Source organism: Winogradskyella jejuensis (assembly GCF_900129745.1).
Classification (GTDB): Bacteria; Bacteroidota; Bacteroidia; order Flavobacteriales; family Flavobacteriaceae; genus Winogradskyella; species Winogradskyella jejuensis.
In genome coordinates, this window is sequence record NZ_FQWS01000002.1 from 550,055 (window position 1) to 572,481 (window position 22,427).

The window sequence follows — 22,427 nt, forward strand, 5'->3', positions numbered from 1 at the left end:
AGGTTTCTAAAGTCCTATTCAAAAAATCAAAATTCATTTATCTTTAAGCATTAAATTCAAACCAACTAACCACCATGATTAAAAGAATTTTACTACTCGCAGTGTTTTCAATTGCAATGTTAGGTTGCAAAGACACAAAAGACATCAATCTTACCGAAGCCGAAACAGCTGCAAATAAAATTAGTATTTCCGATGATACTTACGCTAAAGAACATTACAATAAGCAAGAAGTAATGATAGAGATGCGCGATGGTATTAAGCTTCACACCACGATTTATTCACCAAAAGACACCTCTAAAACATACCCAATTTTAATGATGCGTACACCGTACAGTTGTAGACCTTATGGAGAAAACGAATATAAATCTAAATTGGGACCAAATAAATATTTGATGGAAGAAGGTAACATTATGGTCTATCAAGATGTGCGCGGACGCTGGAATAGCGAAGGTGTTTACGATAATATGCGTGCTTACATTCCTAATAAAACGGGTAACCAAACGGATGAGGCGAGTGATACTTACGATACCATTGAATGGTTAGTGAATAATGTGGAAAATAACAACGGAAATGTGGGTACATACGGTATTTCGTACCCAGGATTCTATGCGACGTATTCTCTTTTATCGGGGCATCCTGCATTAAAAGCATCATCACCACAAGCATGTATTGGTGATTTCTTTTTTGATGATTTTATTCACAACGGCGCCTATTTATTAAGTTATTGGAGAGCAACATCTGTGTTTGGTTATATGAAAGATACACCAACAAAAGAAGCATGGTATGAGTTTCCGGATATTGGTACGGAAGACCAATATCAATTTTTCCTTGATAATATGCCGCTAAGTAAGCTAGATGGGTATTATGGCGAGGATAATGTATTTATGGAGCAGCTAAAAGAGCATGTCACTTATGATGAATTTTGGCAGAGCCGCGGTATTATTCAGCATTTAAAAGATATTAAACCAGCGACGATGATTGTTGGCGGACAGTTCGATGCCGAAGATTTATACGGACCATACAACACTTACAAGAGTATAGAAGCCAATAGCAATAATTACAACACCGTAGTGTTTGGACCTTGGAGTCATGGTGATTGGGCAAGAACTAGTGAGCGACAAGTGATTGGTAATATTCACTTCGGCGATAATTTATCTGATTATTTCCAAAAAGAGATTGAAACTAAGTTTTTTAATCATTTTCTAAAAGGCGAAGCCAATGGCGAAACCGGTTTAGCAGAAGCACACATGTTTAATACGGGTACTAAAGTGTGGGAATCTTTTGAGCAATGGCCTCCAAAAAATACAACAAAGCAAAGCTGGTTTTTGCAGCCTGAAGAGCGATTAACAAAACAAGTAACTAGAAATATCGCGACATCAGATTTTATTAGTAATCCCAAAAAACCTGTACCGTATACGGAAGATATAAAAGTGGTATTCACGCCGAGAAAGTTTATGACAGACGACCAGCGTTTTGCGTCTCGTCGTCCAGATGTTTTAACTTTTGAAACGGAAGTTTTAGAAAACGACGTTACAATGGTAGGTGATATTTTGGCAAAATTAAATGTATCTACAACAGGAACAGCAGCCGATTGGATAGTTAAAGTTATTGATGTATTTCCGGCTGACACAGAAAATACAGATGATGTGCAAGACCATTTAAAATTAAGTAATTACCACATGATGGTGAGGAGTGAAGTGCTTCGTGGACGTTTTAGAAATAGTATGAGTATTCCTGAACCTTTTGTGCCAAACCAAAAAACACCGATAAATCTGAAATTACAAGATGTGTTTCATACGTTTAAAAAAGGACATAAAATTCAGGTGCAAGTGCAAAGTACCTTTTTTCCTTACATAGATGCGAATCCACAAACCTATGTGGAGAATATTTTTGAAGCTAAGGAAGAAGACTTCAAAACACAAACGCATAAGGTGTATAACGATTCTTCTATTGAGTTTACAATTTTGAAATAATTGTTAATAATTGTCATATCGAGCGTAGTCGAGATACTTAGGGGAAATTAATCTGCTCTCGACTTGCTCATCCGCTAAAGCTTAGGCGAAATGTGAATACTCGAACTGACAGCATTTTAAATTTTAATATTTAAAAATTGAGAAGTCTAAATACTATTTTTTTAACAATTGCAACTTTTCCCCTTTGGGGAAATATGTTGCAATTCAGCGAAGCTAAATTGTAAAACATGATGGGGCCAATATGCCAATAATAGAATCAACTTACAAACCACTCTTTTGGGCTAAGAGTGGTTTCGTGTCTACAGTATTTTCTGGTTTAGCTAGAAAAGTCAATGGCGTTAATCAAATTAGAGAACGCATCACGCTACCCGATACTGATTTTTTGGATTTAGACTGGAGTTATGCTGAAAAGCCAAGTCAAAAATGTATCATTCTTTTGCATGGATTAGAAGGTCATGCGCAACGTCCATACTTAACAGGAGCGGCTAAACTATTCAACCAAAACGGAATAGATGCTTGTGCAGTCAATTTTAGAGGCTGTAGCGGTGAGCCAAACTTGCTTTACAGAAGTTATCATTCAGGAGCTACGGAAGATTTAGCATCAGTTGTGAACCATATTGTTTCATTAGATAAGTATGAGGAAATTTACATCAAAGGTATTAGTCTGGGTGCAAATATGGCGTTGAAATATGTAGGCGAAGAACGAGAGGTATCCAAACAAATAAAAGCCGTTATAGCAATCTCAGCGCCTTGTGATTTAAAAGGCTCTTGCGATGAATTACTGAGTTTAAAAAACAAAGCGTATGCTCTCCGATTTTTGGACCATTTAAAGCAAAAGCTAAAACCTAAGTTAGAGCAGTTTTCAGATAAAATTTCAGTAGCCGACTATAAGTCTATTAAAACGCTTATCGATTTTGACCATGTGTACACCTCGAAAGCTCACGGATTTATAGATGCTTACGATTACTATGATAAAGCAAGCAGTTTGCAGTTTTTACCCAATATTAAAGTCCCGTCATTAGTAATTAATGCGTTGAATGATTCGTTTTTATCTGCGGGATGCTATCCTGTAAAAGAAGCGAAGAACAATCCTAATCTCCATTTAGAAATGCCGAAATATGGCGGTCATGTAGGGTTTATACAAAAAGGAGAATTTTATTATAATGAGATGCGGGCTTTGGATTTTATAAATAAACTTTAAATTGTAGCTTTAATTCAAATTATAATCTATGCTCAAAAAAGTCTTCGCCTCCGCCGTTTTTGGTGTTGAAGCTTCAACAATCACTGTTGAGGTTAATGTAGATAAAGGTGTTGGTTACCATTTGGTAGGTCTGCCAGATAATGCTATTAAAGAGAGTAATTATCGTATTGCAGCGGCGCTTCAGAATAATGGGTTTAGAATTCCAGGTAAGAAGATTACCATTAACATGGCGCCAGCCGATTTACGAAAAGAAGGTTCGGCTTACGATTTAACTTTGGCTATAGGTATTCTAGCCGCATCTAACCAAATAAAAGCAGAAGACTTAGAAGATTATCTCATTATGGGCGAATTATCTTTAGATGGAAGTTTGCAACCCATAAAAGGAGCATTGCCAATTGCTGTTAAGGCGAGAGAAGAAGGTTTTAAAGGTTTTATTTTGCCTATTCAGAATGCTAAAGAAGCTGCGATTGTAAATGATTTAAAAGTTTTTGGGGTTGATAATATCAATCAAGTCATTAATCACTTTGATAAAGGCGAGCAACTTGAGCAAACTATTATAAATACACGTGAAGAATTCTATAAAAATCTAGATTTTCCAGAGTTTGATTTTGCAGATGTCAAAGGTCAAGAAAGTATTAAACGTTGCATGGAGATTGCGGCGGCTGGTGGACATAATATTATTTTGATTGGTCCACCAGGTTCTGGTAAAACCATGTTGGCAAAGCGTTTGCCGAGTATTTTACCACCAATGACTTTACATGAGGCTTTAGAAACGACTAAAATACATTCCGTTGTTGGCAGAGTAAAAGCGCATGCAGGATTAATGGCACAGCGACCGTTTCGAAGTCCTCACCATACGATATCAAACGTTGCTCTAGTCGGTGGTGGAAGTTATCCACAACCTGGTGAAATATCCTTATCCCATAATGGTGTTTTGTTTTTAGATGAATTACCAGAGTTTAAACGTGAAGTTCTTGAAGTGATGAGACAACCTTTGGAGGATAGAGAAGTCACGATTTCTCGAGCAAAATTCACAGTGACGTATCCAAGTTCGTTCATGTTGGTGGCCAGTATGAATCCAAGTCCAAGCGGTTATTTCAATGACCCAGATGCACCAATAACCTCTAGTCCAGCAGAAATGCAGCGTTATATGGGTAAAATTTCAGGGCCATTATTAGACCGTATTGATATACATATCGAAGTGACACCTGTACCTTTTGAAAAATTGTCAGAAGAACGAAAAGGCGAGTCTTCGGTGGAGATAAGAAAGCGAGTAACTGCTGCTAGAGAAGTTCAGACAAAACGCTTTAAAGAATTAGAAAATGTGCATTACAACGCACAAATGAATACTAAACAAATTCGTGAGTACTGCAAGTTAGACGATGCTTCGCTTCAGCTTTTAAAATCTGCTATGGAGCGTTTAAATTTGTCGGCAAGAGCTTATGATAGAATACTAAAAGTCGCCAGAACTATCGCTGATTTAGAAGGAACAAAAGATGTGCAAGGCAACCATATTAGTGAAGCTATTCAATATCGTAGTTTAGACCGTGATGGTTGGCTAGGTTAGACACTTACTCGTCTTTGAATAAGTAATTATTGTTTTCCATTAACTTTTTCCAAGTTTTGGTTTCGTTTTCATAACTATACACCGCAGAGGCTTGTCTGCCATTTGCTGTAGTTTCAAACGCATACTGATTGTTATATCTAGAAAGTGAAATATAGCTATCTTCAGAGATAGGATACAAGTGGAGTTTGGTATTTCCTTGACGCTCGTAATAGAGTTTGTTATCTTCAATCCAAAATTGACGAGCATTACCATAACTACCAATTATGTTAGAGTATTGCTCAATGATTTCTTCTTCAGGTTTAGATTTTACATATTCTATATGTTGTAAGCCAAGTTTTAAAAAGTAGTGTTCAGGATAATTTTCTATTGCTATTTTGTAGAGTTTTTCAGCAGTTTCATAATCGCTTTTAACTAACGCTTCTTCAGCATTTTTTATGGTATCGTCATAGCGCCAATAATAGTAGACATTCCTATTGTTGTAGTTATGCTCCGTATTAACCGTTGCGTAAAATTTACCTTTACTATCTTCTAAAAATGTATTGATATTTATATTTCCATTAATATAGCTTCCTAACATTAGCTTATTGTCATCGGCTAAAATAGGTGCACTTAGTTGTTGGTTAGATACATAGCATAACAATTTATCGTTCTCCATCCAATATTCGTAAACTTGTTCTAAACTTTGTGACCTATATTTCCCTACAAATCTTAGTAATGCTTTTTTTGTTGCTTTATTTTTAGATAAATAATCAATTACAGAGTCAACAGGTTCTGTAAAGTTTTTCCATCCAGGGTTAAGTAGTTTAGCACGTTCTTGGGTTTTTTTAGCAGCTTCTATATCTCCTTTTAGTAATTGCGGTCTTATTTTTAGCGCAAAGAGACTAGGATTGTTTGGCTGTACAATCTCTAAACTCTTTATTGCTGTTATAATTTCATCATAATTACCAGAGACTAAACTAGCATTCAATAAATTAGTTCCATTTTCAATGCTTTTATTGTTGTCGTAACGTTCTTGCGAGTATTTAGTATAGGCTTCAACTTGCTTTGTTTCGCCATAAACCGCATACAAAAGCCTGTTATATATTTCGTCACTTGGGTCAATTTCTAGTTGAAGTTTCAGTAATTTTTCAGCCATATCCCATTCTTCGTAGGCAATATGTCTTAATATTCTAATTTGAAGCTGACGCTGTAGTGGGAGTTTTCCACTATAACGATAGGCTTGATTAATGAGTTTTTTCTCGCCCTCTTCACCAAAACTATAACGAATACTACGCTGTGCGTTTTCAAAATAAGACATAGCAAATGTAGGGTCTAATTCTTGCGCTCTGTAATAATCACGGTTAATATGAGCTTTTATAGCTTCAAGCGAGTTGCTGTAAAACTCGTTAAGGTTTAGGTCAATATATAAGTCCCTTTTTACTTCTGTTAGCCCAATATTGTCTTTAACAAATACACTTGCTTCGTCTAAAAGATTCAACAAATCGTTTCCTTCAAAAGTTTTTTCCGAAAGAACTTTACCATTTTTAGCATTTCTAACTTTTGGAGTCACCTTAAAAGTATCACCGTTAACCTCATAAGTACCATCGACATAATAATCATTAAAAATTCGAGACTCCGTCACCTTATTAACCGTGCCATACGAGTCTGATTTAGTGACAGAAAGTGTTTTGTCTTGCGACAAATCTTGGTAAAGGAGTTCTTGAATGCCGTCTTGTAACCATGTATTAATAGTGTCATTTACTGTAGGTTCAAACTGATAAATAGGGAGTCCTATCCTAAACTCTTCTTTGGTGATGAGTTGTGTGGCCAGATTACCTTCGTCGTTGGTGTAACTTATCTCCTTCGTGGTAGCGCCTAAGTCGCTATTACCAAATCCAAAATAAGTAATGATAGCAAGTAAAATAACATTTAGTGGAAAGATAATTTTTTCTCTGAGCTTAAGTATACCTTCATTAATGCGGTCTTGATTGTAAAAATAGATAAGCACAGATGGGATGACCCCGATAAAAATCCATAAGAGTAAATCTACCCAATTAGGAGAAATATCGTAACGATTTAGAATCCAATCTACAAACTGTAAAAATGTCCATGCGGCAACGAGATAGGCAGCCAAAAATTGTAAGGTTTTTATCCACTTTCTTTTTCGCGACTGTCCTTCCATAAACTTTTTTAACTTGTTAAGCGGTAACTTTTTTTTGAATTCAATTTGAAAGATATATAATATTAATGAAAAGTGAAGAATTGTAAATTGTATTTTTGAGAATGCCACTAATAAAAATGTAGAATGAAAAATTTTAGAATAGCGCTTTTAGTTTTTATAGTTTTTAGTTGTGTTGAAGATAAATCAACCAGCATAGAATCTTCATCAATTAAAAGTGAAAAGGTTATAAAACAATCTGAAGCGCCAGTTTTAAATAGCGATGAAGCTAATCGTTTAGCCGAACTCCCTTTAGCGTGTGTTAATGTTGAATATCCAAACCGATTGGGACAAACTTTGGGTAGTGATAAAGATTTAAAATCTCCGAAGGAGTTGCATCCTGCTTTTTACGGCTGTTTTGATTGGCATTCTGCAGTTCACGGACATTGGAGTTTGGTTAGCTTGATGCGTCAATTTCCTGATTTAAATAGAGCTAATGAAATAGAAGCATGGTTGCTAAATAGCATTTCAAAAGAAAATATTGAAAGAGAAGTAGCCTACTTTGATGATAAAAATAATAAGTCTTTTGAACGAACTTATGGCTGGGCGTGGTTATTGAAACTTGCTGAAGAGCTTCATAAATGGGATAGTAAAGTGGCGCGAGAAGTAGAAAAAAATCTTCAGCCTTTAACAGATTTAATCGTTGATAAGTATATAGAATTCCTGCCAAAACTAAATTACCCAATCCGAGTGGGAGAACATCCTAACACGTCATTTGGGTTGAGTTTTGCGTATGACTATGCTATAACTTTGAATAATACGGAGTTAAAATTATTAATTGAAAAGCGGGCCAAAGATTTTTATTTTTTTGATTCTGGTTGTCCGTTAGGATGGGAGCCAAGTGGCTTTGATTTCTTGTCTCCATGCTTGGAAGAAGCTGCTTTGATGAAACGTGTTTTACCTAAAGAAGAATTTGTAATCTGGTTTGGCGACTTTCTACCGCAACTAAAAGATGAAAGCTTTAATCTCGAAGTTGGTAGAGTCTCAGACCGTACAGACGGTAAGCTAGTGCATTTAGATGGCGTTAATTTCTCAAGAGCTTGGAGCCTAAACTATATTGCTAAGGACTTACCTGAGTATTCGCATCTTAAAAACTTAGCCAATACACATATTAATAATTCATTACCAAGTATTGTTGATGACAGTTATGAAGGCGGACACTGGTTGGGTAGTTTTGCTATTTATGCACTAAATTCAATTGAGCGTTAATGAAAAAGTTTTTTAAAAACATTGGTCCTGGACCATTAGTTGCTGCAGCATTTATTGGACCGGGTACAGTAACACTTTGTACTTTGGCTGGGGTAAACTTTGGTTATGCTCTGCTTTGGGCAATGACACTTTCTATTTTGGCAACTGTTGTTTTACAAGAAATGTCAGCGCGTTTGGGCGTTGTAACCCAAAAAGGATTGTCAGAAACGTTGCGTAATGAAATAAAAAGTCCATTACTAAAATCCATAATTATTGTTCTTATTCTATCTGCAATTGTAATTGGAAATGCTGCTTATGAAGCTGGAAACATATCAGGAGGTGCATTGGGTATGGAAAAACTTTTTGGGACTGGAAAAGCTGATGTTTTTGGTCTAGAACTAAAGCTTTGGCCATTACTTATTGGAATTATAGCTTTCTTTCTTTTGTATATAGGGAATTATAAAATTATTGAACGTGTATTAGTTTTTATGGTTATTCTAATGAGTTTAGCTTTTTTGATAACAGCAATTTTGACTAAACCTAATATTCCTGAAGTATTAAAAGGTATGTTTGTGCCGCAATTCCCTCAGAAAAGTATATTAACTATTATTGGGCTAATAGGAACAACTGTAGTGCCTTATAATATATTTCTACACGCTTCATTAGCAAAAACAAAGTGGAGTTATAAATCCGATTTGCAGTATGCGAGAAAAGATACAGTTATAGCTGTAGTCTTAGGAGGTTTGGTATCTATGTGTATCATCATTTCGGCTTCCTCTGTGTCATTTCAAGATATAAATAATGCTTCCGATTTGGCACTGGCGTTAAAACCTTTGTTTGGGGATTATGCTACATATTTCTTGTCTATGGGTTTATTTTCTGCAGGAATAACTAGTGCTATTACAGCTCCTTTAGCAGCGGCATTTGTAGCTTCGGGATGTTTAGGCTGGGGTAGTGATTTAAAGGCGAAAAAATTTAGGATGGTTTGGATTTTTATTCTGCTATTGGGTGTTATTTTCTCGTCAGTAGGTTTTAAATCTATAGAAATTATAAAATTTGCTCAAGTCGCTAATGGTTTGCTCTTACCTGTTATTGCAGGAGTTTTACTATGGGTAATGAATAAATCAAACATTTTAGGTAGCCACAGAAATTCTAGTCTTCAAAATGTGCTGGGGTTTGTTATTTTAGGAATTACAATTTTCTTGGGAGCAAAAACAATTTTAAGCGTATTTAATGTCATCTAATCTAAAAATAGATATCAATGCAGATTTAGGGGAAGGTTTAGCTAATGAAGCAGACTTGATACCTTATTTATCATCCTGTAATATTGCTTGTGGCGGTCATGCAGGAGATTTTGAGACGATGTCAACTGTTGTGAGTTTGGCTAAGCATCATAATGTAAAAATAGGTGCTCATCCATCTTTTCCTGATAAGGCAAGTTTTGGCCGCACTGAGTTGAGTATGAATACTAAAGATTTATATGAAAGCTTGAGAGTTCAAATTCAAGACTTGCAAGATGTTTTACAGAGCCATGATTTAAAAATGAATCATATTAAACCACATGGTGCATTATATAATTTGGCAGCAAAAGATAAAAATACAGCTGAAGTTATTGTAGATGTGTTATGTTATTTCTCCAAGGAATTAAAATTGTACGCACCATATAAATCTGTTATTTCTGAAATAGCAAAATCGAAACAAATCGATGTTGTTTTTGAGGGTTTTGCAGACCGAAATTATAATGAAGATTTGTCCTTAGTTTCGCGTCAAAATACTAAGGCATTAATCACAAAAAAAGAGCATGTTTTTGAGCATGTTTTTCAGATGATTTCTAATCAAAAAGTTAAAGCCATAAATGGAGTAGAAGTGGAGCTTTTTGTTGATACAATTTGCGTACATGGAGACACAAAAAATGCTGTAGATATTTTGCAATATTTACACACTAATTTAATCGCTAATCATATTGAAATTTCATAAAAGAATTGAAGTATAATTTAAAATATAGTCGCTTTGGAGAACGCTCTATTTTAATAGAATGGCCACAGTTTATTGACGAAAACATGCTTCAAGACATACTAAATTTCAAAAAATGTATTCAAAAATTATATATTGAACAAAAAGTTGAAATAATCAACACATATAATTCAATATTAATTAGTTGTGAATTCACTATTGAAAATATCAATGATGAGATGTTACATCTTTCAAGCCTTTATTCTGGGCTAAATATTGGTGACATACTTGAAACGCGACTTTGGGAAATTCCTGTTTGCTATAATGATGATTTTGGATTTGATTTAGAAGCCATGTCGATTGCTAAATCACTTTCAAAAGCAGAGATTATTAAGCGTCACTCAGAACAAATATACACTGTTTTTTTTATTGGTTTTTTACCTGGCTTTTTATACTTAGGTGGCCTGGATGAATCACTACATTTTAATCGTAAATCAACACCAAATTTAGATATTAAAAAAGGTGCTGTTGGTATAGGTGGAAACCAGACGGGAATCTATCCAAAAAACAGTCCCGGCGGATGGCATATTATTGGGCAATCACCAATCGATTTTTTTGATATAAATAGTGATAATCCTTGCTTTGCAAAAGCTGGCGATAAAGTAAAATTTCAACCTGTTTCTAGAGCTATTTACGATGAAATTTTAAGCGAAGTTAAGAGCAATTCATTTCAACTTAAATCTAGAATTTATGATTAAGGTTTTAAAATCTGGGTTATTATCTTCAATACAAGATTTGGGTCGATTTAGTTATCGTGAGTTTGGAGTGCCTTTTAGCGGAGCAATGGATAGTTTTTCTTTCGAAATGGCGAATGCACTTTTAGGTAATACAAAAGATGATGCTGCTCTGGAAATGACTATGATTGGAGCTAAGCTTCAGTTCTTAGTGTCAACTCAGCTTGTCATTACAGGAGCTGATATGTCACCGACTATAAATGGTAGAAAGGTATTCAATAATCAAGTTACCACTGTTGCTGAAGGTGATATTTTAAGCTTTGGTTCTTTAAAAAATGGATTAAGAACCTATCTTGGAGTCAAAGGAGGTATTAAAACAGATGTTGTGCTCGGAAGCAGAAGTTTTTATGATGGAATAACAAAAATTAATGCTATCAGAGAGGGAGATATGTTGAGAATAGAGGCTTCTATAATAAACAATCATAGTAAACAGGGCTATTCTAAACTCAAGCCTCATGATTTTTCTTTAAACTTAATTGAAGCTTTTAAAGGCCCTGAATACGATTTACTCTCATCTGAGCAAAAAGAAAAACTGAAAATTGGAGAGTTTGAAATTTCAAACCTTTATGACCGAATGGCTTATCAATTAACTCCTAATTTAGAGAATGACTTGCCATCTATATTAACTGGCCCAGTTTTATCAGGGACGGTTCAATTAACACCATCAGGGCGATTAATCGTCTTAATGCGTGATTGCCAAACGACTGGTGGTTACCCAAGAGTTTTACAACTTACAGAACGAGCAATTAACCTTCTTAGCCAAAAAAAGGAGCGAGATAAAGTTAGTTTTGTTTTAAGAAAGGATTAGTTTTTTAAAGACAAGCATCCCAAACGGGGTCTTTTGGAAGCGGAGCAATAATGCTGATAGGCTCTTTTTTTACAGGATGTATAAATTCAAGCTTTCTTGCATGAAGACTAATACTTCCATCTTTATTACTGCGGTCAAAACCATACTTTAAGTCACCTTTAATAGGACTGCCAATACTCGATAATTGACTCCGTATTTGATGATGTCTTCCAGTTTCCAGATTAACTTCCAAAAGGAGATAGTTATCTAGTTGCTTTATGATTTCGTAATGTAAAATGGCTTTTTTACTGTTTTCAATTTCCTTTTTATAAGCTGTGGATTTATTGTTTTTAGGATTTTTTTTTAGCCAATTGATTAGGGTGTCTCGATTCTTTGGTGGTTGGTTTTTAACTAATGCCCAATAGGTTTTATTGGCTTTTTTCTCAGCAAACAATTTATTAAGTCTAGGTAGCGCTTTACTGGTTTTGGAAAACAGTACAATACCAGTTGTTGGTCTATCTAAGCGATGTACAACGCCTAAATAGACATTTCCGGGCTTTTTATACTTTTTTGCAATGTATTCTTTTACGACATCGCTTAAGGGTTTATCTCCAGTCTTATCACCTTGCACAATATCTCCAGCTCGTTTATTCACAACGATGATGTGGTTGTCTTCGTAGATAACCTGTAAATTGTCCTTATTTGAAATTATTTTTGACATGTATTCGCTTTGACAGAAGCTATTTTTTCAACTTTGAGTAAATGTCAAGACTTATAAATTTTCCATTCTTTATTTCACAATCCTGCATGGTGCCTTCAAGATTAAAATCAAGTTTGGCTAATGCCTTTTTACAGTTCTTATTCTCAGTCTCTACAAATCCTTCAATTCTGTGTAAGCCTACAGTATTAAATGCATGATTTAAAATTAATGGCATCGCTTCTGTCATATAGCCTTTTCCCCAACTATTTGGCAATAACCAAAATCCGATTTCAGCTTTTTTGTTTTCAATACTTAAATCGTTTAAACCTCCAGCGCCTAGAAAAGAACCATCAATTTTTGAGCAAACTGCCCACCAAATGCCTGTTCCATTTTTTTCAAGGCCAGAAAACCAAGTGAGTTGTTCTTTAGTGGCTTCTATAGAACCATAACTAACCCCATAATACTTTATGATATCTGGATGAGAAAGCCCTTTGAAAACATTCTCTAAATCAGAATCATGAAATTGTCTAAGTTTTAACCTTTGAGATTCTAAGATGGGAAAACTAGTTGTCATTTAATATTGCTCCTTCTCATTTGGGAAGTCCTCTGACTTTACATCTGTAACATATTGGCCAATAGCTGTTGTCATTTCTTCATAAAGGTTCATGTAACGACGTAAGAACCTGGGATTAAACTCATGCGTCATACCAACCATATCGTGAAGCACGAGAACTTGTCCGTCAACACCGTCACCTGCACCAATACCTATGACAGGGATAGATATACTCTGAGCCACTTCTTTAGCTAACACAGCAGGTATTTTCTCTAAAACTATAGCAAAGCACCCCGCTTTTTCAAGCATTAAAGCATCTTCTTTAAGTTGTTGTGCTTCTTGCTCTTCTTTAGCTCTTACGGTGTAAGTCCCGAATTTGTAAATAGATTGAGGAGTTAAACCTAAATGTCCCATTACAGGAATTCCAGCATTTAGGATACGTTTAATAGATTCTTTTATTTCTTTTCCGCCTTCCAATTTTACAGCGTGTCCGCCAGACTCTTTCATAATCCTTATAGCAGAACGTAGTGCTTCTTTTGGGTCACTTTGATAGGTTCCGAAGGGTAAATCAACTACAACTAAAGAACGTTGCGCAGCTCTTATAACTGAAGACGCGTGATAAATCATTTGGTCAAGAGTTATAGGTAAGGTGGTCTCATGTCCCGCCATTACGTTACTGGCAGAATCTCCGACTAAAATAACATCGACACCAGCACCATCTACAATTTTAGCCATTGTATAATCGTATGCAGTTAACATTGATATTTTTTCGCCTTTAGACTTCATATCTACTAAAGTCTTTACGGTAATTCTCTTATATTCTTTTTTGGCTACTGACATGCTCTATTAGTTTGTGAATTGTAAAAATAATCAGATTTGTTAAACTTTTGTTTAACTTTAAGATGAAATGCCATTTTGAAGGTACTTTGAAATCAAATAAATCAATCTCTATAATGAAAAAACAAATATTCACACTAATAACGCTTATTGTCTTTGGTGCTGGCACTGCTCAAACTTCAGAAGAAGCTCAAGTAAAACAAACCATTATTGATTTTTTTGATGCCTTTCACAAACAGGATACTGTAAAGCTAAAGTCAATGGCAAAAGGCAATATTAACATGCAATCCATTTCAGTAAACAAAGAAGGTAAAACACGTTTAGATGAAAATGATTATTATGGTTTTGTAAAAAATATTGCAGGTATACCTGATGATAAAACGTTTGAGGAGAAGCTTCTGGATTTTAAAATTAGAATTGACGGTAAAATGGCTAATGCTTGGACTGACTACGAATTCTGGTTTAATGGAAATTTTAGTCACTGCGGCGTTAACTCTTTTCAACTCGTTAAAGAAGAGGATGATTGGAAAATTATCTATTTAGTAGATACACGTAGACGTGAAGGCTGTAAAGTATTAAGTAAAGGTTAAATCTTAGCAATCACTAATGTTTACCTGTACGGCAAGACCACCTTCACTAGTTTCTTTATACTTAGAGGTCATGTCTTTTGCTGTTTCCCACATGGTAGCAATTACTTTATCTAATGGGATTTTTGCATCTTTTGGGTCACCATCGAGAGCCATTTCACAAGCATTTATTGCCTTTATTGCGCCCATAGCATTGCGTTCTATGCATGGGATTTGTACCAATCCTGCAATTGGGTCACAGGTTAGTCCTAAATGATGTTCCATAGCAATTTCTGCTGCCATTAAAACTTGTTCAGGTGTACCACCCATAAGTTCCGTTAGTGCTCCAGCAGCCATAGCAGATGATACACCAATTTCGGCTTGGCATCCACCCATTGCTGCAGAAATCGTAGCGCCTTTTTTAAATAAGCTACCTATCTCTCCAGCAACCAATAAAAACTTTTTAATATCTTCAAAATTACCGTCGTGGTTTTCAATTACGAGGTAGTACATCAATACAGCAGGAATAACACCAGCACTTCCATTAGTTGGTGCAGTTACAACACGGCCTAAAGAGGCATTAACTTCGTTTACAGCCAAAGCAAAACAAGACACCCATTTTAAGATTTGTCTAAATTTTACTTCCGTATTTCTAATTGCTGAAATCCATTCTATAGGATTAGAATAAACCTTATCACCTTTGAGCTTTTCGTGAGTTTCAAAAGCTCGGCGTTTTACATTAAGACCTCCAGGCAGTATGCCTTGAGTATGACAACCCACATACATGCTGTCTAACATGACGTTCCAAATAGCTTTTAGTTTATCATCAATTCTTTCTGGAGCTCTAAGCGATAATTCATTTTTAAGTACTAACTCACTTATTGATAAATTTTCTGCATGACAGTACTCAATGAGTTGTGTGGCTTTTTCAACAGGATATGGAAATAAAGAGAATCTTTCGATTTGGCGCTTGGCGCGTTTTCGTTCTTGTTGAACTATGAATCCGCCACCGATAGAGTAATAGGTGTCAGATACTTTTTTGCCATTTCTGAGTGTGGCTCTAAACGTTATTCCGTTAGGATGAAACTTTAGAAATTTTCTGTTGAATTTTATATCGCTTTCAAAACAAAAAGAAATCGGTTTTTCAGAATTTAGCTGAATTGTTTTGGTAGTTTTTACAGCTTCTATGGTCTTTGGGATTTCGTCAATAGGATAGGTGACAGAGTCAGTTCCTAGCAAACCCATGACTACGGCAACATCAGTGGCGTGACCTTTACCTGTTAATGATAAAGAACCGTAGAGGTCTACAGAAATAGAATCTACCATAGTAAATTGCTCTAAACGCTGCAATTTGTCTATCCAAGCATTTGCAGCACGCCAAGGACCTAAAGTATGCGAACTTGATGGTCCTACACCTATACTTAGCATATCAAAAACAGAAATACTTTCCATTTGCGAAATCAATTTAGTTTCGCAGCAAATATACATTTTGTTGTAATTAAAAAAGCCTGAAACTGAGTTCAGGCTTTTAATATTTTTTTGCTTAATTTCTAATTTACTTCAACATAATTCATTACTGAATTTAAATCATTAAGATTTAAGTCTACACTGTTAACAAAATCCACAGGTAAGATAACAATTCTAAAGGTTTGATCTAAGGTGTCTCCGGGTAACAAAGTACTTAAATCCAGAGTTGAAGGTCCTTCAATAAATATATCCACAAAATCGAAGTTGTGTTCAAAATTATATTGAAATTCTAGACCATTGTCAGTATATACAGTATCAGGAAGTAATCTCCATATATCAAAGCCATCATTATCAACTCCTAGTAAATGATATACAAGAACCATATCAGTTTCAAATAATTCTATATCTAATGGAATTTCAATTTCTGCTCTATAATCAGGAGCAACTAGGTCAACAGTTCTTTCAAAGGATTGTCCAACAAAATTTACTCCATTTAATCCATCAAATCCCGGAGGACCTTGAGGACCTTCGCAAGCAGTAAATACTAAAGTAAAAGCAGTGATAAGTGTAAGTATACGTTTCATAATGTCTATGGTTTTTCTTCTATTATATCAAATGTCATACCATAAATGAAGTCGAATATGAAATCGAAGTCGAAATTGAATAATGCATTTTTCAAATCTCAAGTTCAGTTTCGAGTTTATATTCACAAATGTGACATCATGTCATATTTTTTTCGATGGCATAATCATTGACTTATAGAAATCGAATTATTTAATGAATCACATTACAATTTCTGTTTAGACAGAAAATTTTAAAACTATAAACAAATTATGAGTAAGATTATTGGAATTGACTTAGGAACAACCAACTCTTGCGTTTCAGTAATGGAAGGTAACGAGCCTGTTGTAATCCCTAATGCAGAAGGTAAACGCACCACGCCTTCGGTCATTGCTTTCGTAGAAGGTGGTGAAATTAAAGTTGGTGATCCAGCAAAAAGACAAGCTGTAACAAACCCTACAAAAACCGTTTATTCTATTAAGCGTTTTATGGGTAACAAATATTCTGAATCTAAGAATGAGGCAGAGCGTGTACCTTATACAGTTGTTAAAGGTGATAATGACACACCTCGTGTAGACATTGATGGTCGTTTATATACGCCACAAGAGTTATCTGCAATGATTCTACAGAAAATGAAGAAAACAGCTGAGGATTATTTAGGTACAGATGTGTCTAGAGCAGTTATTACCGTACCAGCATATTTTAACGATGCACAACGTCAGGCAACTAAAGAAGCTGGAGAAATTGCTGGTCTTAAAGTAGAGCGTATTATCAATGAGCCTACAGCCGCAGCTTTAGCTTATGGTATGGACAAAAAAGGTACTGACCAGAAAATCGTAGTATTCGATTTTGGTGGTGGTACGCATGATGTTTCTATCTTAGAATTAGGAGATGGTGTATTTGAAGTATTATCTACAGATGGTGATACACACTTAGGTGGTGATGATGTTGATGAAAGAATTATCGATTGGTTAGCTGAAGAGTTTATCAAGGATGAAGATATGGATTTACGTAAAGACCCAATGGCTTTACAACGTCTCAAAGAAGCGGCTGAAAAAGCTAAAATTGAATTATCTTCTTCGTCTCAAACAGAAATCAACTTGCCTTACGTAACAGCAACAGCAAGCGGACCAAAACACTTGGTACGTACATTAACACGTTCTAAATTTGAGCAGTTAATTGACGACTTAATTAAAAGAACTATCGAGCCATGTGAGTCAGCGTTAAAGGCCGCAGGTTTATCAAAATCAGATATCGATGAGATTATTTTGGTTGGTGGTTCTACACGTATCCCAGCAGTACAAGAAGCTGTAGAGAAATTCTTCGGAAAAGCGCCAAGTAAAGGTGTAAACCCAGACGAAGTTGTATCTCTAGGTGCAGGAATCCAAGGTGGTGTATTAACAGGTGATGTGAAAGACGTTCTTTTATTAGACGTAACACCATTATCTCTTGGTATCGAAACTATGGGGAATGTGATGACAAAGTTGATTGAAGCAAATACGACAATCCCAACAAAGAAGTCACAAGTATTCTCAACGGCAGCGGACAATCAGCCATCGGTAGAAATTCACGTTTTACAAGGTGAACGTCCAATGGCAGCAGATAATAAAACAATTGGTCGTTTCCACTTAGATGGTATTCCACCAGCAAAAAGAGGAACACCACAAATTGAAGTGACTTTTGATATTGATGCCAACGGTATCATTAAAGTGTCTGCTGAAGATAAAGCAACAGGTAAGAAACAAGATATCCGTATCGAAGCATCTTCAGGATTAACAGAAGAAGAAATTGCAAAAATGAAAGCCGAAGCAGAAGCTAATGCTGAAGCAGATGCAAAAGCAAAAGAAACTGCTGAAAAATTAAATCAAGCTGATGCTATGATTTTCCAAACTGAAAGTCAGTTATCAGAGTTTGGTGATAAATTATCAGACGATAAGAAAAAGCCTATTGAAGATGCGCTTGAAGAATTAAAGAAAGCGTACGAGACTAAAGATATCGCTGTTATCGAGCCAGCTTTAGAGAAAATCAATGAAGCTTGGAAAGTGGCTAGCGAAGAAATGTACAAAGCACAAGCCGAAGCTCAAGGTGGCGCTCAACCTGGACCAGATGCTGGTGCACAAGGTCAGCCAGCTGATGAGAGTAGCGATGTGGAGGATGTAGACTTCGAAGAAGTGAAGTAAGCAGAGAGCAATCTCGAAAAATTCGAGATTGTGCGAATCGCTTATTCCGAACTTGTTTCGGAATCTTCTGAAAAAATTACAGCATTTTGATGAAGCAAAAGCAATATTAACGCATGTCGATATTGTAATGGTAATCAAAATAAAAAACGCAACCGTTAATTCGGTTGCGTTTTTTTATGTCTAAAATTTATGTTGGGCTTTTTTATAAGTAAATCTTAACACGATATTAATAGAAACATCTCAGCATATTCTTATCTTATAAATAACACAAAAATCAAACTCATGAAAGTAAAAGCATACGCAGCAAAAGAAGCAAAAGGAGAATTACAACCATTCGAGTACGAGCTCGGTGATATCGATAAAGAACAAGTAGATATTAAAGTGGATTATTGTGGCTTATGTCATAGCGATATAAGTATGATTAATAATGACTGGGGCATGTCTGAGTATCCCTTGGTTCCAGGGCACGAGATTGTAGGAGAAGTTATCAATGTTGGTAGCGAGGTCAAGGGTTTAAAAAAAGGAGATAAGGTAGGCATGGGATGGTACAGTGCATCTTGTATGCATTGCAATCAATGTATGGACGGAAAGCAACATTTGTGTAATACGGCAGAGGCCACAATTGTGGGTCGTCATGGTGGATTTGCAGATGTTGTTCGTGGACATTGGTCGTGGGCAACAGTCTTACCAGAAGGCATCGATATGTCAAAAGCCGGACCTTTATTCTGTGGTGGAATTACAGTGTTTAATCCAATAGTTTTATCAGGCGTTAAACCAACAGATAAGGTTGGTGTGATTGGTATTGGAGGCTTAGGACACATGGCTTTAAAGTTTTTAAAAGCTTGGGGATGTGAGGTTACAGCATTTACATCTAATAAGAGTAAAGAAGATGCTCTTAAAAAAATGGGAGCTCATAATGTTGTAGATTCCACAAACTCCGATGAGTTAGAACGTATCACAGGAACTTTAGATTTTATTTTAAACACAACCAATGTAAAATTAGATTGGGATGCCTATTTAACCACATTAGCGCCACAAGGAAAATTACATACGGTTGGTGCCGTATTAGAGCCTATGGAAATACCAGCCTTTAGTATGATTTCTGGTGAAAAATCTGTTGGGGGAAGTCCGTTAGGAAGTATAGCGCTAACACGAAAAATGCTAGAATTCTGTGTGCGTCATGATATTTATCCTACGGTTGAAGAATTTAAAATGGAAGATGTTAATAAAGCAATCAAGCATCTACATGATGGGAAAGCACGTTTTAGGCTAGTTCTTAAAGCCTAAAACAGATGCTCATTAAGTCACAAGCGTAATCCAAACGATTACGCTTTTTTCGTTTATTAGTTTTACTTTGCATTCAAACTAAAACAAATGTCTTTTTCATTAAAAATAAAATCGAACTATCAGCATAAGCGCTTGGCCGTAAAATTAAATGCAAAAGGCGAACAATCTGTTGTAAAGGGTCATCCCTGGGTGTTCTCTAATAGTATTGTAAAGATTAATGAGGAAGCCAAAACCGGTGATTTAGCTATTATTTTCAGCAAGAATAAAAATAAAGTTGTTGGTATAGGTTTGTATGATGAGAAATCGCCTATCCGAATAAAAATCATTCACAATGCACATACTAAGGCAGATGTAAATGCTGAATTTTTTCATGATAAAATTGAAAAGGCTTTTGCCTTACGAACTGAATTATTAGCAACCAATACCAATAGTTACCGTTTACTTTTTGGAGAAAATGATGGCTTCCCAGGACTTATTGCTGATGTTTATGCTGAGGTATTGGTTGTAAAATTGTATTCAGAAATATGGTTGCCTTATTTAGACCCTATTTTAAAAAGTTTGCAGCAAATTTCTATGGCGAAAACTGTAGTCATGCGTTTGAGTCGCAACCTCCAAAACAGCAATAATCATAACTTAAAAGATGGTGCTATTATTTATGGTGTTTTAGAAGATGAGGTTGTTCAATTTGTGGAGCATGGCATTCATTTTTCGGCAAACGTTATTAAAGGTCACAAAACAGGTTATTTTCTAGACCACCGTGACAATAGAAGACGCGTTGGTGAGTTAAGTAAGGGGAAAACGGTTTTAGATGTTTTCTCGTATGCAGGTGGTTTTTCGGTACATGCATTAGCTAATGGTGCAGAAGAAGTCACAAGTTTAGATATCAGCAAACAGGCTTTAGATATGGCACGTGAAAACGGGAAGTTGAATGACTACCAAGGCATTCATAAAACTATTTCTGGAGATGCTTTTGCAGAAATGAAAAAAATGATTGAAAAAGCAAAGCGCTTCGACGTCGTTGTGATTGACCCACCAAGTTTTGCCAAACAACAGTCTGAAATTGAATTAGCCAAAAAGAAATATGCCCAACTGGCAGAGTTAGGAGCGCAATTAACCGCAAAAAACGGGTTGTTAGTTTTAGCCTCTTGTTCATCTAGAATATTAGCACAATCTTTTTTTGATTTAAATCAACGTGTTTTAAGTTCGCATCCCCGTTTATTTGAAACGATTCTAAAAACCAAACACGATATAGATCATCCAGTATCTTTCCCCGAAGGTGCTTATTTAAAGTGTGGATATTATAAATTTTTGGAATAATCGAAGTAGATGTTTCCACTCACAACTCCTCCGTTCCGATTGGTTCAAATTCCGACATAGTCGGAAGCTATGATTTTCAGAAATAACTCGCCAATTATTATTGTTTAGATAGTAATACAAGGATAGGAGTATAATTTTAATAAAATGAAAACTCGTTATTTAACAGGCGAGTGGTGCTTTAGCAATTTCATAATAAATAGTATTGAATTTTTGGTTCGTTTTGTTTCAAGACAAAATGAAAGTACTAAATATTTCAGACAAATTATTGTTATGCACGCATAACATTTTTTTAATTATATTTGGAAAAACTAAGTTTAACTAATAGATTCCCGTTTTCACGGGAAATAAATATGCAAACAAAACTCACCCAACTGCTTAATATAAAATACCCAATAATTCAAGCACCAATGTTCTTGGTTTCTAACGTAGCTATGGTAACAGAAGCTATGAATGCAGGTATTGCAGGTTGTATTCCAGCTTTAAATTATAGAACATTAGAAGAGTTAAGAGCAGCACTAAAACAGTTAAAAGCGAATAAGCCAGAAGGCGGTTCATTTGGGTTTAATTTAATTGTAAACAAATCTAACGTAAAGTACAAAGGGCAATTAGAAGTTATTTGTGAAGAAGGTTGCGATTTCATCATTACATCATTAGGAAGCCCAGAAGAAACCATTAAACAAGCACACAAAGCTGGAATTAAAGTATTTTGTGATGTAGTAGATTTAAAATTTGCTAAAAAGGTAGAAGGTTTAGGTGCAGATGCAGCTATTGCTGTAAATAACGAAGCTGGCGGTCATCGCGGAAATATGACGCCAGAAGAGTTAACAGGATTACTAAGTAAAGAATTATCGATTCCTGTGATTTCTGCAGGCGGTGTAGGCTGTAAAGCAGATATTGATAAAATGTTGAGTTACGGCGCGGAAGGTGTTTCCGTTGGTAGCCCATTTATAGCTTCAATAGAAGCAGGAGTAACTGACGAGTACAAGCAAGCCTGTGTAGATTACGGCGCAGACGATATTGTAATGACAGAGCGCATTTCTGGTACACCGTGTACGGTGATTAATACACCTTATGTTCAGAAAATAGGAACTAAACAAACTTGGCTAGAATCTGTTTTAAACAAAAACCGAAAGCTTAAGAAGTGGGTGAAGATGATTCGTTTTTCAATTGGTATGAAAGCCACAGAAAAAGCCGCTAAAAAAGCGACTTACAAAACGGTATGGGTAGCTGGACCTAGTATTGAGCACACTAAGGAAATACTTCCTGTTAAAGATATTGTGGCTAAATTAACTACATAAT

At 35.6% G+C, this 22,427-nt stretch carries 19 protein-coding genes; 13 read left to right on the forward strand and 6 right to left on the reverse strand.

Annotation, left to right across the window (positions count from 1 at the left end; all coding sequences use genetic code 11):
- The first annotated feature begins 74 nt into the window (after positions 1 to 74).
- The 3 genes from BUB95_RS10330 to BUB95_RS10340 all read left to right on the forward strand — a co-directional run bounded on the left by BUB95_RS10330 (position 75) and on the right by BUB95_RS10340 (position 4,741).
- Positions 75 to 1,973 carry a CocE/NonD family hydrolase gene (locus BUB95_RS10330; RefSeq protein WP_234969258.1) on the forward strand — a complete coding sequence of 633 codons (1,899 nt, stop codon included), beginning with the start codon at positions 75 to 77 and terminating at the stop codon, positions 1,971 to 1,973.
- Between the two features lie 241 nt (positions 1,974 to 2,214).
- The gene (locus tag BUB95_RS10335; protein ID WP_073086166.1) at positions 2,215 to 3,174 is read left to right on the forward strand and encodes a YheT family hydrolase; all 960 of its coding nucleotides are present in this window, start codon (positions 2,215 to 2,217) and stop codon (positions 3,172 to 3,174) included.
- A 28-nt stretch (positions 3,175 to 3,202) separates the two neighbouring features.
- Positions 3,203 to 4,741 carry a YifB family Mg chelatase-like AAA ATPase gene (locus BUB95_RS10340; RefSeq protein ID WP_073086168.1) on the forward strand — a complete coding sequence of 513 codons (1,539 nt, stop codon included), beginning with the start codon at positions 3,203 to 3,205 and terminating at the stop codon, positions 4,739 to 4,741.
- A gap of 4 nt (positions 4,742 to 4,745) precedes the next feature.
- Here the strand turns inward: BUB95_RS10340 and BUB95_RS10345 are convergent, their stop codons facing one another.
- Positions 4,746 to 6,902 (reverse strand): tetratricopeptide repeat protein, encoded by a 2,157-nt coding sequence (locus BUB95_RS10345; RefSeq protein ID WP_143185594.1) that lies wholly within the window; start codon positions 6,900 to 6,902, stop codon positions 4,746 to 4,748.
- Positions 6,903 to 7,025: 123 nt separating this feature from the next.
- Here BUB95_RS10345 and BUB95_RS10350 point away from each other — a divergent pair, with 123 nt between their 5' ends.
- The 5 genes from BUB95_RS10350 to BUB95_RS10370 are packed head-to-tail and all read left to right on the forward strand — an operon-like array spanning position 7,026 to position 11,681.
- A complete protein-coding gene (locus tag BUB95_RS10350) occupies positions 7,026 to 8,147 on the forward strand; it encodes a DUF2891 domain-containing protein (RefSeq protein ID WP_073086172.1) in 1,122 nt (373 codons plus the stop codon).
- On the forward strand, positions 8,147 to 9,370 hold the full coding sequence (locus BUB95_RS10355; protein ID WP_073086174.1) for an Nramp family divalent metal transporter: 1,224 nt from the start codon (positions 8,147 to 8,149) through the stop codon (positions 9,368 to 9,370). Before BUB95_RS10350 ends, BUB95_RS10355 begins: the two co-directional genes overlap by 1 nt.
- On the forward strand, positions 9,360 to 10,103 hold the full coding sequence (gene pxpA / locus BUB95_RS10360) for a 5-oxoprolinase subunit PxpA (protein WP_073086176.1): 744 nt from the start codon (positions 9,360 to 9,362) through the stop codon (positions 10,101 to 10,103). The genes BUB95_RS10355 and pxpA overlap by 11 nt, the downstream gene beginning before the upstream one ends.
- 5 nt (positions 10,104 to 10,108) lie before the next feature.
- A complete protein-coding gene (pxpB, locus tag BUB95_RS10365) occupies positions 10,109 to 10,837 on the forward strand; it encodes a 5-oxoprolinase subunit PxpB (protein ID WP_073086178.1) in 729 nt (242 codons plus the stop codon).
- Complete coding sequence (locus BUB95_RS10370; protein ID WP_073086180.1) at positions 10,830 to 11,681, forward strand: 5-oxoprolinase subunit C family protein; 852 nt, start codon at positions 10,830 to 10,832, stop codon at positions 11,679 to 11,681. The genes pxpB and BUB95_RS10370 overlap by 8 nt, the downstream gene beginning before the upstream one ends.
- Before the next feature lie 4 nt (positions 11,682 to 11,685).
- Here the strand turns inward: BUB95_RS10370 and BUB95_RS10375 are convergent, their stop codons facing one another.
- The 3 genes from BUB95_RS10375 to panB are packed head-to-tail and all read right to left on the reverse strand — an operon-like array spanning position 11,686 to position 13,753.
- Entirely contained in the window at positions 11,686 to 12,381 is a 696-nt protein-coding gene (locus BUB95_RS10375) for an RluA family pseudouridine synthase (RefSeq protein ID WP_073086182.1), read from the reverse strand.
- A 19-nt stretch (positions 12,382 to 12,400) separates the two neighbouring features.
- Positions 12,401 to 12,934 carry a GNAT family N-acetyltransferase gene (locus BUB95_RS10380; RefSeq protein ID WP_073086184.1) on the reverse strand — a complete coding sequence of 178 codons (534 nt, stop codon included), beginning with the start codon at positions 12,932 to 12,934 and terminating at the stop codon, positions 12,401 to 12,403.
- Positions 12,935 to 13,753, reverse strand: coding sequence for a 3-methyl-2-oxobutanoate hydroxymethyltransferase (panB, locus tag BUB95_RS10385; protein WP_073086186.1), 819 nt, complete (start codon positions 13,751 to 13,753; stop codon positions 12,935 to 12,937).
- A 113-nt stretch (positions 13,754 to 13,866) separates the two neighbouring features.
- Between panB and BUB95_RS10390 the strand changes: the two genes are divergently transcribed.
- Positions 13,867 to 14,340 carry a 3-methyl-2-oxobutanoate hydroxymethyltransferase gene (locus BUB95_RS10390; protein WP_073086188.1) on the forward strand — a complete coding sequence of 158 codons (474 nt, stop codon included), beginning with the start codon at positions 13,867 to 13,869 and terminating at the stop codon, positions 14,338 to 14,340.
- 3 nt (positions 14,341 to 14,343) lie between these two features.
- Here BUB95_RS10390 and BUB95_RS10395 read toward each other — a convergent pair whose 3' ends face one another.
- Together BUB95_RS10395 and BUB95_RS10400 are read right to left on the reverse strand one after the other, a co-directional pair.
- Positions 14,344 to 15,768, reverse strand: coding sequence for an L-serine ammonia-lyase (locus BUB95_RS10395; protein ID WP_073086190.1), 1,425 nt, complete (start codon positions 15,766 to 15,768; stop codon positions 14,344 to 14,346).
- Between the two features lie 98 nt (positions 15,769 to 15,866).
- A complete protein-coding gene (locus BUB95_RS10400) occupies positions 15,867 to 16,367 on the reverse strand; it encodes a hypothetical protein (protein ID WP_073086192.1) in 501 nt (166 codons plus the stop codon).
- Between the two features lie 249 nt (positions 16,368 to 16,616).
- On the opposite strand from BUB95_RS10400, the gene dnaK reads away from it, so the two are divergent.
- The 4 genes from dnaK to BUB95_RS10420 all read left to right on the forward strand — a co-directional run bounded on the left by dnaK (position 16,617) and on the right by BUB95_RS10420 (position 22,426).
- Entirely contained in the window at positions 16,617 to 18,524 is a 1,908-nt protein-coding gene (gene dnaK / locus BUB95_RS10405; protein ID WP_073086193.1) for a molecular chaperone DnaK, read from the forward strand.
- Between the two features lie 282 nt (positions 18,525 to 18,806).
- Positions 18,807 to 19,811 carry an NADPH-dependent aldehyde reductase Ahr gene (gene ahr, locus BUB95_RS10410; protein WP_073086195.1) on the forward strand — a complete coding sequence of 335 codons (1,005 nt, stop codon included), beginning with the start codon at positions 18,807 to 18,809 and terminating at the stop codon, positions 19,809 to 19,811.
- 87 nt (positions 19,812 to 19,898) lie between these two features.
- The gene (locus BUB95_RS10415; protein WP_073086197.1) at positions 19,899 to 21,128 is read left to right on the forward strand and encodes a class I SAM-dependent rRNA methyltransferase; all 1,230 of its coding nucleotides are present in this window, start codon (positions 19,899 to 19,901) and stop codon (positions 21,126 to 21,128) included.
- Positions 21,129 to 21,472: 344 nt separating this feature from the next.
- Positions 21,473 to 22,426: an NAD(P)H-dependent flavin oxidoreductase gene (locus BUB95_RS10420; RefSeq protein WP_262508113.1), complete on the forward strand. Its 954-nt coding sequence runs from the start codon at positions 21,473 to 21,475 to the stop codon at positions 22,424 to 22,426.
- Position 22,427 lies beyond the last annotated feature (1 nt).

What these genes read in the sequence shown, in the direction of transcription:
- BUB95_RS10330 (WP_234969258.1), top strand. Translation starts at nt 75, where the DNA reads ATGATTAAAAGAATTTTACTACTCGCAGTGTTTTCAATTGCAATGTTA.
- BUB95_RS10335 (WP_073086166.1), top strand. Translation starts at nt 2,215, where the DNA reads ATGCCAATAATAGAATCAACTTACAAACCACTCTTTTGGGCTAAGAGT.
- BUB95_RS10340 (WP_073086168.1), top strand. Translation starts at nt 3,203, where the DNA reads ATGCTCAAAAAAGTCTTCGCCTCCGCCGTTTTTGGTGTTGAAGCTTCA.
- BUB95_RS10345 (WP_143185594.1), bottom strand. Translation starts at nt 6,902, where the DNA reads ATGGAAGGACAGTCGCGAAAAAGAAAGTGGATAAAAACCTTACAATTT.
- BUB95_RS10350 (WP_073086172.1), top strand. Translation starts at nt 7,026, where the DNA reads ATGAAAAATTTTAGAATAGCGCTTTTAGTTTTTATAGTTTTTAGTTGT.
- BUB95_RS10355 (WP_073086174.1), top strand. Translation starts at nt 8,147, where the DNA reads ATGAAAAAGTTTTTTAAAAACATTGGTCCTGGACCATTAGTTGCTGCA.
- pxpA (WP_073086176.1), top strand. Translation starts at nt 9,360, where the DNA reads ATGTCATCTAATCTAAAAATAGATATCAATGCAGATTTAGGGGAAGGT.
- BUB95_RS10370 (WP_073086180.1), top strand. Translation starts at nt 10,830, where the DNA reads ATGATTAAGGTTTTAAAATCTGGGTTATTATCTTCAATACAAGATTTG.
- BUB95_RS10375 (WP_073086182.1), bottom strand. Translation starts at nt 12,381, where the DNA reads ATGTCAAAAATAATTTCAAATAAGGACAATTTACAGGTTATCTACGAA.
- BUB95_RS10380 (WP_073086184.1), bottom strand. Translation starts at nt 12,934, where the DNA reads ATGACAACTAGTTTTCCCATCTTAGAATCTCAAAGGTTAAAACTTAGA.
- panB (WP_073086186.1), bottom strand. Translation starts at nt 13,753, where the DNA reads ATGTCAGTAGCCAAAAAAGAATATAAGAGAATTACCGTAAAGACTTTA.
- BUB95_RS10390 (WP_073086188.1), top strand. Translation starts at nt 13,867, where the DNA reads ATGAAAAAACAAATATTCACACTAATAACGCTTATTGTCTTTGGTGCT.
- BUB95_RS10395 (WP_073086190.1), bottom strand. Translation starts at nt 15,768, where the DNA reads ATGGAAAGTATTTCTGTTTTTGATATGCTAAGTATAGGTGTAGGACCA.
- BUB95_RS10400 (WP_073086192.1), bottom strand. Translation starts at nt 16,367, where the DNA reads ATGAAACGTATACTTACACTTATCACTGCTTTTACTTTAGTATTTACT.
- dnaK (WP_073086193.1), top strand. Translation starts at nt 16,617, where the DNA reads ATGAGTAAGATTATTGGAATTGACTTAGGAACAACCAACTCTTGCGTT.
- ahr (WP_073086195.1), top strand. Translation starts at nt 18,807, where the DNA reads ATGAAAGTAAAAGCATACGCAGCAAAAGAAGCAAAAGGAGAATTACAA.
- BUB95_RS10415 (WP_073086197.1), top strand. Translation starts at nt 19,899, where the DNA reads ATGTCTTTTTCATTAAAAATAAAATCGAACTATCAGCATAAGCGCTTG.